Consider the following 16,868-nt stretch of genomic DNA (forward strand, 5'->3'; position numbering starts at 1 on the left):
CTATTGAAATAACTACTTATTAATAGTATAATTGTTTTTGTTGCACTACTTTGGTGTAAGCAAAGCAAGAAGTACTTTATGGAGAGATGTCCGAGTGGCTTAAGGAGCACGCCTGGAAAGCGTGTGTAGGGGCAACTCTACCGAGGGTTCGAATCCCTCTCTTTCCGCCAGTTTATATTTCCGTACTAGCCGGGGAGTTAGCGGTGCCCTGTAACCTGCAACCCGCTACAGCAGGGGTGAATTCCTCGCCTAGGTTATAAAATGTGTGGTCTGACCTATATAAGTGGCGTTGAGAACTGGGCCCCACGCAATGGAAACTCATGAACCCCGTCAGGTCCGGAAGGAAGCAGCGGTAAGTGAATCTTTCCATGTGCCGTGGATCAACCTGGTTTGAGTTAACTGTATAGGTAACGCGCATAGTTTATTCATCGAAGCGAGGTGTACGGTCTACATAAGAATTATAAGATACCTACAAAGGTGTCTTTTTTTTATTTACCCGTAAACTATAAAGTTTTAATAAAAACAAACTAATAATTTGATTTAAATGATATAATTATTTAATGACATTTCCGCAGGAGATGATTTAATGATTAATTTTAAAAGAGGTGAAATTTGTGGCATATAAGGCTTTATATAGAGAATGGAGACCAAAAACTTTTCATGATGTAGTAGGTCAGGAGCATGTTACTATAACCTTAAAAAATCAAATAAATAACCAGCGAATAGCTCATGCATATCTTTTATGTGGTACAAGAGGAACTGGAAAAACCTCCACAGCTAAGATACTTGCAAAAGCCGTTAACTGCACAAATTCGGATCATGGAGAGCCTTGCAATGAATGTGAAATGTGTATCAATATAAATTCAGGAACAGCAATAGATGTTACTGAGATAGATGCAGCGTCCCATAATGGAGTAGATAATATCCGGGATATAATTGAAGATGTTCAGTATCCACCACAAGAAGCTAAGTATAAAGTTTATATCATAGATGAGGTTCATATGTTATCTATAGGGGCAGTTAATGCTTTCTTAAAAACACTAGAGGAACCACCAAGTAATATAATATTTATATTAGCCACAACGGATCCTCAAAAATTGCCAATAACAATATTATCTAGATGCCAAAGATTTGACTTTAAAAGAATAAAAAGTTCAGATATATTTGAAAGACTTAGAAAGATTGTTACGGAGCAAGGTGTTCTTGTGGAAGATAATAGTTTGAAATTAATATCAAGAGTTTCTGATGGAGCCATGAGAGATGCCTTAAGTATTTTAGATCAAGCTATATCAATGAATGAAGGTAAGGTAGAATATGACAGTGTTATAGACATGTTAGGTCTTGTAACCTCTGAGAGTCTTACAATACTTTCAGACAGCGTAATAGACAGAAACGTTGAAAGGTCAATAAAGGCTATAAATGAAATAGTTATGAGTGGTAAGGATATATATGTATTTATAAAAGATATGACTACTCATATGAGAAATCTACTTATGGCTAAAGTAAGTGAAGATGTAGAAGAAATTTTAGATATGTCTAGTGAAAATATAGGCATTATAAAGCAACAAGCAGCGAAGATAAGAGTAGAAGAAATTATGAGGAATATAAAGATATTACAAGATGCAGAGGAACAAGCTAAATGGAGCAAACAAAATAGAATTTATTTAGAACTTGCAGTTATTAAAATGTGCAAAATAGAATATGATACTTCAAAAGAAGTTCTATTATCTAGAATAAACAAATTAGAAGAAATAATAAAACAAGGAAAGATAACCGTAGCTTGCGAAAGTATAATTCCTGGGGCTACTGAAAAGAATGATGGGAAAAAAGAAATTAGGGCAAATAAAAAAACGCAAGTAAGACCAGTGCAAACTCACAATCCTAATTCTACTTTAACCGTAGAAACGGTTAAAAAGTCCTTTAAGGATATTTTAGATATGTTTAAAGCACGAAGACACATGGTTATCTATGCTTCTTTACTTACAGGGGAAATTGTATCTTGTCATGGGGGCGTAATAGAGCTAAGTTACGAAAAACAATATGCCTTTAATAAAATTAGATTAAATAAAGAAGAAAATAGAAATATAATAGAAGAAATATTTTCCGAATCACTAAAAGAACCAGTAAAAATAAAATATACCGTAGAATCCGATGAAAAAGAGGTTAGGTCACCGGAGGATATACTAATAGAAACATTTGGAGAAGATCTTGTAGAAATACTAGATGAATAGATTTTATAAAAAATATTTACTGTTTTAATGGAAATTATTATAGGTATTAGTATATAATAATATAGAAAAGTTATAGTTGAGTAGCAATATATATATCCTTTTAGATTATAAATATCTAAATTAGATTTAAGTTTTTGTTATGAATCTAGAAGATATAAATATAATAATATTAAGATGAATAACTAATAAATAGGAGGTAACTATTATGGCAAAAGGTGGATTTCCAGGTATGGGCGGAAATATGAATAGTCTAATGAAACAAGCTCAAAAATTTCAACAACAAATGGAAGAAATGCAAAAAGATTTAGGTGATAAAAGATTTGAAGCATCTGTTGGTGGTGGAGCGGTAACTGCAATAGCTAATGGAAAGAGGCAACTTGTTGACGTAAAGATAAAACCAGAAGTAGTAGATCCAGATGATGTTGAAATGCTTCAAGATTTAATTATGAGCGCTTGCAATGAAGCACTAAAAAAGGCAGAAGATGAAACAAGTAATGAAATGGGTAAATTAACAGGCGGACTTAATATGCCAGGAATGTTTTAATAAACGGTAGAGTTAAAAGCTACATTGTTATGAGGTGAATAGATTGGATTTTTATCCAGTGGCAATAGAAAAACTTATAGAAGAATTTGCAAAGCTCCCTGGTATAGGGCGAAAAACAGCTCAGAGGCTTGCATTATTTGTACTAAATCTTCCGAAGGAAGAAGTAGAGGAGTTTGCGGGTGCACTGGTTAAAGCTCGTGGAACATTGAAATTTTGCTGTATATGTGGATGTTTTACAGATACAGACCCCTGCGCAATTTGTTCTAATCCAAATAGGGATAAAAGCATGATATGCGTAGTTGAAAACCCAAAAGATATTATTACAATGGAAAGAGTAAGAGAATTTAATGGGGTTTATCATGTTCTTCATGGAACAATATCACCAATGTCTGGGAGAGGTCCTGAAGATATAAAGTTAAGAGAACTTATAAGAAGGATTAATGGGGAAGTTCATGAAGTGATAGTAGCAACTAATCCAAACATAGAGGGAGAAGCTACAGCTATGTATATATCTAAAATATTAAAACCACTAGGCCCGAAAGTTACAAGAATTGCACATGGCATCCCAGTTGGTGGAGATTTAGAATATACAGATGAAGTAACACTTTCTAAAGCTATGGAAGGAAGAAAAGAAATATAGAATAATACTCCTATTTTATGTCAAGAATTTAGAAAAGATATAAAATAGGAGGTTTTTTTATTATGAATAGAAAAAAAATAATTGAAATAATATTTTCAAACCTAAAATATACCCAGGAAGAGAAAGATATTATTATGCAATTGGAAGAAGCCAAGATCCAGTGGGAAATTGCAAAAAAATACTTTGCAGTGGTAGATGATCCGAAACTTGTAGATTATGCGATTTATAGCGAAGATCAATGTAAAGCTAAATACATATATTTTTTATTAGAAGCTAGAAGAAAAGGAGTTACTATTGATGCCAGTTATATGATAGAAGAGTTAGATTCTATTAATGTATAAAAAAAATTTAAGAAAATTAATAATATATTGGAGAGCTGTGAAATATATTATTAATAAAACATAACAAATAAGAGTTGAGATTAACATAGGGGGAGTTGGATATGGAAGTTATATTATATTTTTTAATTGCCATAGTAGGCATGGTAATTGTGGTAAAGCTCTTTTCTTGGCCATTAAAGATATTAGGTAAGTTAATATTGAACGGAGCTTTGGGTGTCTTACTTTTATTACTTGTTAATTTTGTAGGAGAATATGTGGGAATAAGTATAGCAATAAATGCTGTAACCGCGCTTATAGCAGGATTTTTAGGAGTGCCAGGAGTAATATTTTTAATCATTTTCAATAAATTAATGTAATATTACCTATAGTAGAATCTATTTATATTAATTATGAATTTACGATAGATCAAGGCACTTTAAGATAAATAACTAGTATGCTGACTAGTTATTTATCTTAAAGTGCCTTATATTTTTCTTTTCCATAAAAAAAGGCTTAGAAATAGTATATTTTTAAGCTATTAAGGTGAATACTTAATATATATGATAACTGCTGAAGTTATTATATTTAGTAGATAGTTATAGGAAGGTAGCAAGTAGAGAAAATAACTATCCTGGTGTATCAATATAAGCTACAGTTAGATAAAGTTTAAAAATTCAAGAATACGCCACCTGTTTTATTTTAATTACTCTAAACTAAACTATATTATAAATATTATATGATAAGATATTACATGTCGCTGATGACAAGTAACGACATATTAAAAGTAGAGTTAACAAGTTTGCGAAAGTTATTAAAAAACATTTAAAAACAAGTTGACAAAATGAAAGTAAACTGATAAAATAGTAGAAGTCGTCACATGATGACATATAAATTGGTCTTTGAAAATTAAACAGAGAAATAGGTAAAATAGCGAAATAATATTTCGTTAGACCAGTTAATTACTTTAGATAAAAAAGTAATTTTAGTCGTAAGACTAAAAAGTATGTAATGAGCTTGCTAACCAGCTTAACAGTGGTTGCAGATTATTCATTTCAAATAAAAAGTGTAAACTTTTAAATTGAGAGTTTGATCCTGGCTCAGGACGAACGCTGGCGGCGTGCCTAACACATGCAAGTCGAGCGATGAAACCCTTCGGGGTGGATTAGCGGCGGACGGGTGAGTAACACGTGGGTAACCTGCCTCAAAGAGGGGAATAGCCTCCCGAAAGGGAGATTAATACCGCATAATATGTTTTGGTCGCATGACCTTTACATCAAAGGAATTTTCTTTTAGAGAATTCCACTTTGAGATGGACCCGCGGCGCATTAGCTAGTTGGTGAGGTAACGGCCCACCAAGGCAACGATGCGTAGCCGACCTGAGAGGGTGATCGGCCACATTGGAACTGAGACACGGTCCAGACTCCTACGGGAGGCAGCAGTGGGGAATATTGCGCAATGGGGGAAACCCTGACGCAGCAACGCCGCGTGAATGATGAAGGCCTTCGGGTTGTAAAGTTCTGTCTTCTGGGACGATAATGACGGTACCAGAGGAGGAAGCCACGGCTAACTACGTGCCAGCAGCCGCGGTAATACGTAGGTGGCAAGCGTTGTCCGGATTTACTGGGCGTAAAGGATGCGTAGGCGGACATTTAAGTCAGATGTGAAATACCCGAGCTTAACTTGGGTGCTGCATTTGAAACTGGGTGTCTAGAGTGCAGGAGAGGTAAGTGGAATTCCTAGTGTAGCGGTGAAATGCGTAGAGATTAGGAAGAACACCAGTGGCGAAGGCGACTTACTGGACTGTAACTGACGCTGAGGCATGAAAGCGTGGGGAGCAAACAGGATTAGATACCCTGGTAGTCCACGCCGTAAACGATGAATACTAGGTGTCGGGGGTCGAACCTCGGTGCCGCAGTTAACACAATAAGTATTCCGCCTGGGGAGTACGATCGCAAGATTAAAACTCAAAGGAATTGACGGGGGCCCGCACAAGCAGCGGAGCATGTGGTTTAATTCGAAGCAACGCGAAGAACCTTACCTAGACTTGACATCCCCTGCATAACCCAGAGATGGGCGAAGTCCTTCGGGACAGGGTGACAGGTGGTGCATGGTTGTCGTCAGCTCGTGTCGTGAGATGTTGGGTTAAGTCCCGCAACGAGCGCAACCCTTATCATTAGTTGCTACCATTTAGTTGAGCACTCTAGTGAGACTGCCCGGGTTAACCGGGAGGAAGGTGGGGATGACGTCAAATCATCATGCCCCTTATGTCTAGGGCTACACACGTGCTACAATGGTGAGTACAAAGAGATGCAAGACCGCAAGGTGGAGCCAAACTCAAAAACTCATCCCAGTTCGGATTGTAGGCTGCAACTCGCCTACATGAAGCCGGAGTTGCTAGTAATCGCGAATCAGCATGTCGCGGTGAATACGTTCCCGGGCCTTGTACACACCGCCCGTCACACCATGAGAGTTGGTAACACCCGAAGTCCGTGAGGTAACCGTAAGGAGCCAGCGGCCGAAGGTGGGATTGATGATTGGGGTGAAGTCGTAACAAGGTAGCCGTAGGAGAACCTGCGGCTGGATCACCTCCTTTCTAGGGAGTAGATGCAAAGACTTCGGTCAATGCAACAAGAAGAATAATTAATTTTATTTTTCAAAATGTCTACTGTAATTACTCGTAACCTATTCTCTGTTTAATTTTGAGAGACTAATTTTAGTAAACTCTTAAGAGCTTACTAATAATTTAATCTTTCTAAAAATGTTCTTTGAAAATTGCACAGTGAAATTAAAGTTGTTTTAATAAGTTAAAGCCATGTAAATGGTGTATAGATGAATTTAATACAATTTCGCAAAATGAATTAAAAAGTTTATGTAAATAAACGAAATTATCTACGCAAGTAGATAAGCTTGTCTATGATAATAGACAAGAATAAAGGTTAAGCTACAAAGGGCGCATGGCGAATGCCTTGGCACTAGGAGCCGAAGAAGGACGCGTTAAGCTGCGATAAGCTTTGGGTAGGCGCAAATAGCCAGTGATCCAAAGATTTCCGAATGGGGGAACCCACATAGTAACAACTATGTACTGCATACTGAATAAATAGGTATGCAGAGGTAGACCCGGGGAACTGAAACATCTAAGTACCCGGAGGAAGAGAAAGAAACATCGATTTCCTAAGTAGCGGCGAGCGAAAGGGAAAGAGCCCAAACCTAGGTCTTTGACCTAGGGGTTGAGGATAGATCATAAATACTGCAATTCCTTAATTGAAGATAGCTGGAAAGCTGCTCCGCAGAAGGTAATAGGCCTGTAAATGAAAAGGAAAAACAGTCAGATCTAATCCAGAGTACCACGAGACACGTGAAACCTTGTGGGAAGCAGGGAGGACCACCTCCCAAGGCTAAATACTACCTAGTGACCGATAGTGAAGAAGTACCGTGAGGGAAAGGTGAAAAGAACCCCGGAAGGGGAGTGAAATAGAACCTGAAACCGTGTGCCTACAACCGGTCGGAGCACTTTTTATGTGTGACGGCGTGCTTTTTGTAGAACGAGCCAACGAGTTACGATATGTAGCAAGGTTAAGTACTTAAGGTACGGAGCCGAAGGGAAACCAAGTCTGAATAGGGCGCTATAGTTGCATGTCGTAGACCCGAAACCGGGTGACCTATCCATGGCCAGGATGAAGCGGAAGTAAAATTCCGTGGAGGTCCGAACCACGTTGGTGTTGAAAAACCATGGGATGAGCTGTGGATAGCGGAGAAATTCCAATCGAACTCGGAGATAGCTGGTTCTCCTCGAAATAGCTTTAGGGCTAGCGTCGATTAATTGAGTAATGGAGGTAGAGCACTGAATGGGCTAGGGGCTGACAACAGTTACTGAACCCTATCAAACTCCGAATGCCATATACTTTTATTTCGGCAGTCAGACTGCGAATGATAAGATCCGTAGTCAAAAGGGAAACAGCCCAGACCATCAGCTAAGGTCCCAAAGTGTAAGTTAAGTGGAAAAGGATGTGGGATTTCTAAGACAACTAGGATGTTGGCTCAGAAGCAGCCACTCATTCAAAGAGTGCGTAATAGCTCACTAGTCAAGAGATCCTGCGCCGAAGATGTCCGGGGCTAAAACTTACCACCGAAGCTATGGGTGTACACTATGTGTACGCGGTAGAGGAGCTTTCTGTACTGGCTGAAGTCATACCGTAAGGAGTGGTGGACGGTACAGAAGTGAGAATGTTGGCATAAGTAGCGAGAGTTAAGTGAGAATCTTAACGGTCGAAAACCTAAGGTTTCCTGAGGAAGGCTCGTCCTCTCAGGGTTAGTCGGGACCTAAGCCGAGGCCGAAAGGCGTAGGTGATGGACAATCGGTTGATATTCCGATACCACCAATGGACGTTATTAGAAATGGGATGACGCAGGAGGATAAGATGTGCACACTATTGGATGTGTGTCTAAGCATTTAGGCGGAGCAAGCAGGCAAATCCGTTTGCTCGGAACGTTGAGATGTTATGGGGAAGGGAATTTATTCCTGAAGTATCTGATTCCACGCTGCCAAGAAAAGTCTCTATCGAGGATATTGGTGCCCGTACCGCAAACCGACACAGGTAGGTGAGGAGAGAATCCTAAGACCATCGGAAGAATTGCTGTTAAGGAACTCGGCAAATTGACCCCGTAACTTCGGGAGAAGGGGTGCCTACGAAAGTAGGTCGCAGAGAATAGGCCCAAGCAACTGTTTAGCAAAAACACAGGTCTCTGCTAAAGCGAAAGCTGATGTATAGGGGCTGACGCCTGCCCGGTGCTGGAAGGTTAAGGGGATTACTTAGCGCAAGCGAAGGTATGAACTTAAGCCCCAGTAAACGGCGGCCGTAACTATAACGGTCCTAAGGTAGCGAAATTCCTTGTCGGGTAAGTTCCGACCCGCACGAATGGCGTAATGATTTGGGCACTGTCTCAACAGCACATCCGGCGAAATTGTAGTGCCAGTGAAGATGCTGGCTACCCGCGATTGGACGGAAAGACCCCGTAGAGCTTTACTGTAGCTTAGCATTGAATTTCGGTATTGTCTGTACAGGATAGGTGGGAGACTGAGAAACATGGGCGTCAGCCTGTGTGGAGTCATCCTTGGGATACCACCCTGACAGTACTGAGGTTCTAACTGGAGGCCATGAATCTGGTCACAGGACATTGTTAGGTGGGCAGTTTGACTGGGGCGGTCGCCTCCAAAAAAGTAACGGAGGCGCTCAAAGGTTCCCTCAGCGCGGTTGGAAATCGCGCGAAGAGTGCAAAGGCAGAAGGGAGCCTGACTGCGACACCTACAAGTGGAGCAGGGACGAAAGTCGGACTTAGTGATCCGGTGGTACCTCGTGGGAGGGCCATCGCTCAACGGATAAAAGCTACCTCGGGGATAACAGGCTGATCTCCCCCAAGAGTCCACATCGACGGGGAGGTTTGGCACCTCGATGTCGGCTCGTCGCATCCTGGGGCTGAAGTAGGTCCCAAGGGTTGGGCTGTTCGCCCATTAAAGCGGCACGCGAGCTGGGTTCAGAACGTCGTGAGACAGTTCGGTCCCTATCCGTCGCGGGCGTAGGAAATTTGAAGGGAGCTGTCCTTAGTACGAGAGGACCGGGATGGACAAACCTCTGGTGCACCAGTTGTCACGCCAGTGGCATCGCTGGGTAGCTATGTTTGGAAGGGATAAACGCTGAAAGCATCTAAGCGTGAAGCCCACCCTGAGATGAGATTTCCCATAACTCGTGCGTAAGCACGGTGTTAGTAAGACTCCTGGAAGAACACCAGGTTGATAGGTTAGAGGTGTAAGCATGGTAACATGTTCAGCTGACTAATACTAATAAGTCGAGGGCTTGACCTTAATATATATAAAGCGTAAGCTTCAAGCGAAAGCGAGAAGATAATTTCACTGTGCAATTTTGAGAGAATATTTTTCTGTAAAGAAAAAAATTATCTCTATATAGGGATAATAATGAGAAGATATTTTATATCTAGTATCCGTAGTCAACGACGGTAGATTCTCAATTATTGTTTCTAAAAAACAAATCTGGTGATTATGGCATGAATGTAACACCCCTTCCCATACCGAACAGGTAGGTTAAGCTTCAATGCGCCAATGGTACTGCAGGGGTAACTTTGTGGGAGAGTAGGTTGTCGCCAGGTCATAAGGCTCCTTGGTCAAGCGGTTAAGACACCACCCTTTCACGGTGGTAACAGGGGTTCAATTCCCCTAGGAGTCACCATATATATATTGCAGGTGTGGCGGAATGGCAGACGCACTAGACTTAGGATCTAGCGCTTTACGGTGTAAGGGTTCAAGTCCCTTCACCTGCACCATATTTATTAAGCGGGTATAACTCAATGGTAGAGTGTTAGCCTTCCAAGCTAATTACGAGGGTTCGATTCCCTCTACCCGCTCCATTTTATTTTTTAATATGTGTCTTTAGCTCAGTTGGATAGAGCAACGCCCTTCTAAGGCGTGGGCCGGGGGTTCAAATCCCTTAAGACACACCATTATATTGTTGGGATGTCGCCAAGCGGTAAGGCACCACACTTTGACTGTGGCATTCGTAGGTTCAAATCCTGCCATCCCAGCCAATATGGTTTACTAGCTCAGTTGGTAGAGCACATGACTTTTAATCATGGTGTCCGGGGTTCGATTCCCCGGTAAGCCACCAAACTTTATAAGGCTCCTTGGTCAAGAGGTTAAGACACCACCCTTTCACGGTAGTAACAGGGGTTCAATTCCCCTAGGAGTCACCATAAAAAAAGTCCTTGCAAATGCAAGGGCTTTTTTGATTACATTTTTTTTTGCTTTATAAGATAATGACCAATGTATCCACATAAAATACTATTATAACTGTGGATAATGTTGATAACTTTTATAAATTAGTGTATATTTATAAAAATGGAGATGAAATTATGTTTATAAATAAAAGAGTTTTTGTTGCAGAATTTATAATAAGACCAAATAGATTTGAGGCTTACGTAAATTTAAATGGCGAAGAATTAATAGTTCATGTTCCTAATACAGGAAGATGCAAGGAGATATTAATTCCTGGATCCAAGGTTTTATTAAGAGAAGAGCTTAATCCTACTAGAAAAACACTATATGATCTAATTGCAGGATATAAAAATGATAAAATCATTAATATAGATTCACAAATTCCTAATAAAGTTGTTGATGAAGCCTTAAAAAATAATAAAATAGAAAATCTTATTAAATATAATATAATACAGAGGGAAAAAACTTTTGGAAATAGTAGATTTGATTTTAAACTATCTAATGATATGGGGGAAGATTATTATCTTGAAGTAAAGGGAGTTACATATGAGGTAGATGGTAAAAGTATGTTTCCAGATGCACCTACAGAAAGAGGAAGAAAACATTTATTAGAGCTTATAGAGGCTAAAAAAATGGGTTTTGGAGCTGGAGTACTTTTTCTTATTCAAATGAATAACATATATGATTTTTCTCCCTATGATGATATGGACGTAGCTTTTGGAGAGGCATTAAGGCTAGCGTACAATGAGGGTGTTGACATTTATGCTTATGAATGTGAAGTTGGTGAAAAGTTTATAACTTTAAGTAAGTCAGTTAAGGTTGTTTTATAATTATTTTTATACATCTTATTGATAGTTGTTTTAAAATAAGCAATAATTGAACTAGATTTAAAATAAGTGGTTGGAGAATAAAATAGAGGTTAGGGAGGGAAAATTTTGAAATTTATATATTGCCCAATTTGTGGAAAACAATTAATTGAAAAATACAGCTGGGATGAAGGTGGAGTTCCATATTGCCCTGTGGATGACATTATGTATTTTGACACACCAAAACCATGTGTAGTAGTTGCAGTTATGAAGGGTAAAGAAATTTTACTTCTTAAACAAAGTTATACTTTCAAGAACTCGAAGGTATTGGTATCAGGATATGTAACCAACGGAGAATCTGTTGAGGATACTGTATACAGGGAAGTTAAAGAGGAAACCGGAATAACTGTTGGCGATATAAAATATTTAGGAAGTGAATATTTAGCTTCTAAAGAAATTATAATGCTAACTTTTAGGGCTGTGTATATTGAGGGGGAAATAAATAAGTCCTCTGAAGTTGAATGGGTTGATTGGGCAAATATAGATGATGCTCTCTGCGAAATGAGTGAAGACGAAATAGGAAAAAGGGTTGTTAGAAAATTGCTAAAGGAAATTAAATATAAGGGAAAAAAAGCTTACAGATGTGATATAGAAACTGATTGTTCAGATATTATAGAAGAAGAGTAACTTCTTATAAAATAACAATACGTGGAGTTAGGTTAATTAATTATTTTAGGAGGAGCAAGCAACAATTACTGATTATTGCTTGCCCCCCTTTCCTAAATTGTAAAACAATAAGAAATAGCTAATTAGAGTTTTTTATGGAATTCTAGTTAAGAGCATTTCAAGGTACCCACCATCAACATAAGTTATGTGAGCTTCATCAATCATCATACCTACAAGAGTGAGCTCTGAATAGGAATCATTATCACCTGTAAGGTTCCAATAGTACTCTTCCATTTCATGACACCTCTGCGCATTTAGGGATATCTCTAAAAATTCAAGGTCTTCTTTGGATATAGTTAGGGTTTGTGCTTTTATAAATATGATTACTTTTTCATTTTCTTTATTTATATCAATATGAATGTTTTCTGAACCATGGTTATAACAATAGCCCATTAATTCATTTACTATTTTTATATTTCTTTGATGTGTATGCTTCAATATTATTTAAGCTCCTTTCTAAATGCAGTAATAATTGGTATAAGGATTATACATACCATTCCCCCTGCAAAACCGTTGTTGTATAAATTTAAACCCCCATGAAGATAGGCAAGATTCATCATTAAGCAAATGTGCAAAAAACCTGCAAGGCATCCATAAGCCAATCCAAATTGACCTGAAATAGGAGCAAGTGTTGAACTAAATAAAATACCTAATACCATGCTAGGTGAATTGATTGGCCAAATATTCAATAGAGATGAAAGTGTGGCACCTATCATAACAGGAAATACATTTTTTAGGTGTTTTCCAAATGCACCAAAACCAACAATGGTTAGTATTCCACCTATAGTAGGACCATTTAAATCACCACCAATTACAAGTAGAAAAGAAACGGAGTATATGCCTAAAATACCCATATTTATCATAGTTATGCCTCTTCCGAATAAGAGGTAATAATCACTTACGAGTCTGCCTGGTTGTTTATAAAGTTTGAATAAGGTTTTAAAATTTTTACCATTATCTATATATCCAACTATGATCATTACTATAAATAAACAAATTAGTATCGTAGAAAAAAAAAGATTATTTCCTGTAGACCAAAGTAATCGGCTTTCAAAATTTATGCCAAAAGCTCTTAATAAGGACATGAGTAGGGTTGCAAGAAGTCCGGCTGCGAAACCGATATTATAAAGATTATAGCCTTGATGAAGCTTTAGACAATAAGCTGCCATTGGAGGAAAAATAAAGCCAATAAAAGTGCTTAATAATATTCCTATAATAATATTTCCCTCAAAAGGCAAATGACCTGAAAATGATAATTCATTAACAGTAGGAGATAGGGTTGTGGCAAATAGTGCTATTAGAACATAATTTATAAACTTTTCCTTTTGATATTTAGAGTATAGCCAAATTCCAAAGATAATTGGCCAGATATTCACAATGTTTTTTCCGAAAAGAGAGAAACCAGCCATTGTAAATAGTGCAGCTATAGTGGAACCATTTGGTTTTATTCCGACATATATAAGAAGTGATATGGAGGCTAAAACTACTAGTGACATATTAATAAAAGTAGCACCAATGCCTGCAAGTTCTATGTAATCTGTTATTAGTATATTAGATTCAAAAAGTATTTTTTTAAAGCCTAGGAGAATTTCCGTTGGTGTGTCCATAACAAATGCCAAAATTATGAAAAATAAACATAAGTAAATAAACATATAATAGGTTGAATGGATTTTTCTTCGCATTAAAGACCTCCTTAATGTGTAAACTTAAACTCTATGTAATTATTTTATAGTAATTATAAAATAATTGCTAGTATAAATAAAATAATATAAGTATTATGGGTAGAATTAATTATCCAATGTAAGTATAATTATATTTAAGATATTAATAAAGAATTTAGCCTTATAAAAATGAGAATGAATATTTTATAAATAAAAAAAAGGGAGAAGGACAAAAATGGAAAAAAATATTGAAAATAAAAATTCAAATAAAAAAGTACCTCAAATAAAGGGAACTTTGAGAAGTCATATGATAGAGCTACCAAGTGCAATAAGAGATGCCAGTGGTATTGTAATATTTGGGAAAAGATTAAAGTCTTTTGTTTTTACGACAGATGTAGCAGTTATAAGAAATACAAATGCTGATGCAGTTATTGCAGTATATCCATTTACACCTCAGCCCATAATAACAGAGGCCTTATTACTGGCAGCAGATGTACCAGTATTTTGTGGTGTTGGAGGAGGAATTACTACAGGGAAAAGAGTAACAAATTTAGCACTGGATGCTGAATTTAAAGGAGCTATGGGAATAGTAGTTAATAGTCCAATATCTAATGAAGTTGTAAAACAAATAAGGGAGACTATAGATATCCCAATAATAGTTACCATCGTATCAGAATTTGAAGATATAGAAGCAAGAATAGATGCGGGAGCAACTATACTTAATATCTCAGGGGCGAAAAGAACAGCTTATATAATTAGAAAAATAAGGGAAAAACATCCTGACTTCCCAATAATCGCAACAGGTGGCCCGAATAATGCAAGTATAATAGAAACAATACAAGCAGGAGCTAACGCTATTACTTATACACCGCCAATAGTAGCAGATATATTAAATGAAATAATGATTAAGTACAGAACAAAGTATGAGACAGAGAATAAAGAAGAATAGTATATTATAAATTAAACTGGTAGGTGATAAAATGGCTGTAGGTGGAGATAATTGTGATAAATGTCCTGAAGCAGAAGCAAAAGAATGTGATGGAAAAGCTTCTGACTGCATTTGTAAAAGATGTCCAAGAAATTTAGGTCAGTGCTTAACTACAAAATACTGTAGAGAAACGGAATCTATAATTAATATATAATTTTAAATAACATGTAGAAGCTACTAAAACATTTTGTGTTTAGTAGCTTCTTTAGATTTTAAATAGTGAGAATTAAAAATCTAAATAAAAGGAAGACTAACATTAATAGATAAAACTATAAATGTTGGAGGATATTATGGTTTCAAGTGAAATAAAAATGAGAGTAGCTCAGAATTGTAATGGATATAGACCAGTATATTACATGAGACTCATGAATAGCATCACTTATGGGTCTGAAAGTTGTAGTAGTTGTGTTAATTATGTAAGAGAAAAGTGCACAGAGGAATTATTTGATGAAATTAGGGAAACAATAAGTATAAATTGACTATTTTTAAATTATAAGGAGGAGTAGTATTATGCCAAATATAGAACAGATGTCCCATGTAGCAAATAGTTGTGATGGTTATGACTCAGTAGGTACAGGATTTCAATCTTCAATAGGTACACCATTTAGTAAAAGTTGTGAAAATTGCAATCATTTAAAGAACAATAAATGTGAAGTTAATTTATACGATAAAGTTTTAGCAGGACTCGATCAAGGTTAATGCAGGCAATAAATCACTAGTATTCTAATAGTAATTTTTTAAAGGTAGTTTTTTCCCACTTAATGTAACAAATATGTTTCGTTATATTAAGTGGTATATATTACATTTTGAAATGCCATTATAGTAGTGAATTGAATTAATATTTTAGAATAGATATACTATATATAGAATATTGCTAAAATTATCATAATATTTATTTCTATTATATTGAGAAAATTATGTTTAAGTGTTAAAATGAAAGTGGTTATTAGACTTCAAGACAAATTACAAAATGAATAAAAAATATCAAAATATAAAACTTGGAGGGTAAATTATGCATAAAAGATTATTTATACCAGGACCAGTAGAGGTAGCAGACGATGTACTTCAAAAAATGGCTACTCCTCAAATATCACACAGGGGTAAGGAAGCATCTGCATTACAAAGAAATATAAGTGATAAAATGAGAAAAGTATTTAACACTAAAGAAGAAATACTACTTTCAACTAGTTCAGGAAGTGGACTAATGGAAGGTGCTGTTCGTTCATGTACAGCAAAAAGAGCAGCAGTATTTTCAGTAGGAGCATTTGGAAACAGATGGTTTGAAATGTGTACAGCTAATGGAGTACCAGCAGATAAAATAGAATCTCAATGGGGACAACCAACAACTCCAGAAATGCTTGAAGCAGCATTATCAACTGGAAAATATGATTTAATAACTATTACTATGAATGAAACTTCAACAGGACTTATGAATGATATGAAAGCCCTTTCAGATGTATACAAAAAATACCCTGAAGTTGTAGTATGTGTTGATACAGTAAGTAACGCTGCTGGAACAGAAGTGAAAGTAGACGAATGGGCTATAGATATTTGTATTACTTCAACTCAAAAATGTTTAGGATTACCTGCAGGAATGGCTATTTGTTCATTCTCAAAAAAAGCAGTAGAAAGAGCTAAACAAGTTACAAACAGAGGAATATATTTCGATTTATTAGGAATGTATGATTACATACAAAAGAAAGATTATCAATATCCATCTACACCATCACTTGCGCATATGTTTGCACTAGATTATCAACTAGATAAGATACTTGCAGAAGGTTTAGAGAATAGATTCGCTAGACATATTGCTGGTGCAGAGCTTGTTCGTGCATGGGCTAGAAAATACTTTGAAGTATTCCCTGATGAAAACTTTTTGTCAAATACATTAACTAACATCAAAAACACAAGAGAGATTAATGTATCTGACTTAAATAAGAAATTAGGAGAAAAAGGCTTTATGATTTCTAATGGTTATGGAAAATTGAAAGATAAGACTTTTAGAATAGCTCATATGGCTGAAACTACTCCAAAAGAAATAGAAGAGTTATTAGTATTAATTAGCGAGATTTTAGGACTTAAATAATTAAAAATTAAGAATGAAAAATTATAATGTGATTTTTCATTCTTAATTTAACTTTAAGTAATCATTGAAAATAGTATACTTT

14 protein-coding genes, 8 tRNA genes, 3 rRNA genes and 1 other RNA gene are annotated in these 16,868 nt (G+C 36.6%); 24 read left to right on the top strand and 2 right to left on the bottom strand.

The annotated features are described in order from the left end of the window. The first annotated feature begins 80 nt into the window (after positions 1 to 80). The 19 genes from G9F70_RS00245 to G9F70_RS00335 all read left to right on the top strand — a co-directional run bounded on the left by G9F70_RS00245 (position 81) and on the right by G9F70_RS00335 (position 12,012). A tRNA-Ser gene (locus tag G9F70_RS00245) sits at positions 81 to 170 on the top strand. A 10-nt stretch (positions 171 to 180) separates the two neighbouring features. Beyond that, positions 181 to 446, top strand: an RNA gene (ffs, locus tag G9F70_RS00250) — signal recognition particle sRNA large type. A 168-nt stretch (positions 447 to 614) separates the two neighbouring features. After that, positions 615 to 2,231 carry a DNA polymerase III subunit gamma/tau gene (gene dnaX, locus G9F70_RS00255; protein WP_164947184.1) on the top strand — a complete coding sequence of 539 codons (1,617 nt, stop codon included), beginning with the start codon at positions 615 to 617 and terminating at the stop codon, positions 2,229 to 2,231. Positions 2,232 to 2,436: 205 nt separating this feature from the next. Beyond that, entirely contained in the window at positions 2,437 to 2,775 is a 339-nt protein-coding gene (locus G9F70_RS00260; protein ID WP_164947185.1) for a YbaB/EbfC family nucleoid-associated protein, read from the top strand. A gap of 43 nt (positions 2,776 to 2,818) precedes the next feature. Further along, entirely contained in the window at positions 2,819 to 3,415 is a 597-nt protein-coding gene (recR, locus tag G9F70_RS00265) for a recombination mediator RecR (RefSeq protein ID WP_164947186.1), read from the top strand. A gap of 62 nt (positions 3,416 to 3,477) precedes the next feature. Then, complete coding sequence (locus tag G9F70_RS00270) at positions 3,478 to 3,756, top strand: DUF2508 family protein (protein WP_164947187.1); 279 nt, start codon at positions 3,478 to 3,480, stop codon at positions 3,754 to 3,756. 101 nt (positions 3,757 to 3,857) lie between these two features. Beyond that, on the top strand, positions 3,858 to 4,112 hold the full coding sequence (locus G9F70_RS00275) for a pro-sigmaK processing inhibitor BofA family protein (protein ID WP_125006112.1): 255 nt from the start codon (positions 3,858 to 3,860) through the stop codon (positions 4,110 to 4,112). A gap of 697 nt (positions 4,113 to 4,809) precedes the next feature. Next, a 16S ribosomal RNA gene (locus G9F70_RS00280) occupies positions 4,810 to 6,328 on the top strand. A gap of 341 nt (positions 6,329 to 6,669) precedes the next feature. Next, positions 6,670 to 9,595: ribosomal RNA gene (locus G9F70_RS00285) — 23S ribosomal RNA — on the top strand. 185 nt (positions 9,596 to 9,780) lie between these two features. Continuing rightward, positions 9,781 to 9,897 (top strand): 5S ribosomal RNA (rrf, locus tag G9F70_RS00290). Together the 16S, 23S and 5S rRNA genes with 7 tRNA genes alongside form the textbook arrangement of a ribosomal RNA operon. 5 nt (positions 9,898 to 9,902) lie before the next feature. Further along, a tRNA-Glu gene (locus G9F70_RS00295) sits at positions 9,903 to 9,977 on the top strand. 10 nt (positions 9,978 to 9,987) lie between these two features. Next, positions 9,988 to 10,071 (top strand) — tRNA-Leu (locus tag G9F70_RS00300). Positions 10,072 to 10,081: 10 nt separating this feature from the next. Next, a tRNA-Gly gene (locus G9F70_RS00305) sits at positions 10,082 to 10,155 on the top strand. 16 nt (positions 10,156 to 10,171) lie between these two features. Beyond that, positions 10,172 to 10,248, top strand: a tRNA-Arg gene (locus G9F70_RS00310). 9 nt (positions 10,249 to 10,257) lie between these two features. After that, positions 10,258 to 10,332 (top strand) — tRNA-Gln (locus tag G9F70_RS00315). A 4-nt stretch (positions 10,333 to 10,336) separates the two neighbouring features. After that, positions 10,337 to 10,412: transfer RNA gene (locus tag G9F70_RS00320), tRNA-Lys, on the top strand. A gap of 10 nt (positions 10,413 to 10,422) precedes the next feature. Continuing rightward, positions 10,423 to 10,497: transfer RNA gene (locus G9F70_RS00325), tRNA-Glu, on the top strand. 159 nt (positions 10,498 to 10,656) lie between these two features. Beyond that, positions 10,657 to 11,349, top strand: a complete 693-nt coding sequence (sfsA, locus tag G9F70_RS00330) for a DNA/RNA nuclease SfsA (protein WP_164947787.1) — start codon at positions 10,657 to 10,659, stop codon at positions 11,347 to 11,349. Positions 11,350 to 11,454: 105 nt separating this feature from the next. Next, entirely contained in the window at positions 11,455 to 12,012 is a 558-nt protein-coding gene (locus G9F70_RS00335) for an NAD(+) diphosphatase (RefSeq protein WP_164947788.1), read from the top strand. Between the two features lie 132 nt (positions 12,013 to 12,144). Here the strand turns inward: G9F70_RS00335 and G9F70_RS00340 are convergent, their stop codons facing one another. Continuing rightward, the gene (locus G9F70_RS00340; protein ID WP_164947789.1) at positions 12,145 to 12,489 is read right to left on the bottom strand and encodes a hypothetical protein; all 345 of its coding nucleotides are present in this window, start codon (positions 12,487 to 12,489) and stop codon (positions 12,145 to 12,147) included. Positions 12,490 to 12,491: 2 nt separating this feature from the next. Next, positions 12,492 to 13,733: a DUF1576 domain-containing protein gene (locus G9F70_RS00345; RefSeq protein WP_164947790.1), complete on the bottom strand. Its 1,242-nt coding sequence runs from the start codon at positions 13,731 to 13,733 to the stop codon at positions 12,492 to 12,494. Positions 13,734 to 13,947: 214 nt separating this feature from the next. On the opposite strand from G9F70_RS00345, the gene G9F70_RS00350 reads away from it, so the two are divergent. The 5 genes from G9F70_RS00350 (at position 13,948) to G9F70_RS00370 (ending at position 16,786) form a co-directional block, all read left to right on the top strand. Further along, positions 13,948 to 14,661, top strand: a complete 714-nt coding sequence (locus G9F70_RS00350) for a hydrolase (protein ID WP_164947791.1) — start codon at positions 13,948 to 13,950, stop codon at positions 14,659 to 14,661. Positions 14,662 to 14,692: 31 nt separating this feature from the next. Beyond that, positions 14,693 to 14,854 (top strand): hypothetical protein, encoded by a 162-nt coding sequence (locus G9F70_RS00355; protein WP_164947792.1) that lies wholly within the window; start codon positions 14,693 to 14,695, stop codon positions 14,852 to 14,854. A 136-nt stretch (positions 14,855 to 14,990) separates the two neighbouring features. Further along, positions 14,991 to 15,179, top strand: coding sequence for a hypothetical protein (locus G9F70_RS00360; protein ID WP_164947793.1), 189 nt, complete (start codon positions 14,991 to 14,993; stop codon positions 15,177 to 15,179). Positions 15,180 to 15,210: 31 nt separating this feature from the next. Continuing rightward, positions 15,211 to 15,399, top strand: coding sequence for a hypothetical protein (locus G9F70_RS00365; protein WP_125006277.1), 189 nt, complete (start codon positions 15,211 to 15,213; stop codon positions 15,397 to 15,399). 313 nt (positions 15,400 to 15,712) lie between these two features. Beyond that, positions 15,713 to 16,786: a pyridoxal-phosphate-dependent aminotransferase family protein gene (locus G9F70_RS00370; protein WP_164947794.1), complete on the top strand. Its 1,074-nt coding sequence runs from the start codon at positions 15,713 to 15,715 to the stop codon at positions 16,784 to 16,786. Positions 16,787 to 16,868 lie beyond the last annotated feature (82 nt).

The organism is Clostridium sp. FP1 (genome assembly GCF_011065975.2).
GTDB lineage: Bacteria > Bacillota > Clostridia > Clostridiales > Clostridiaceae > Clostridium_AD > Clostridium_AD tagluense.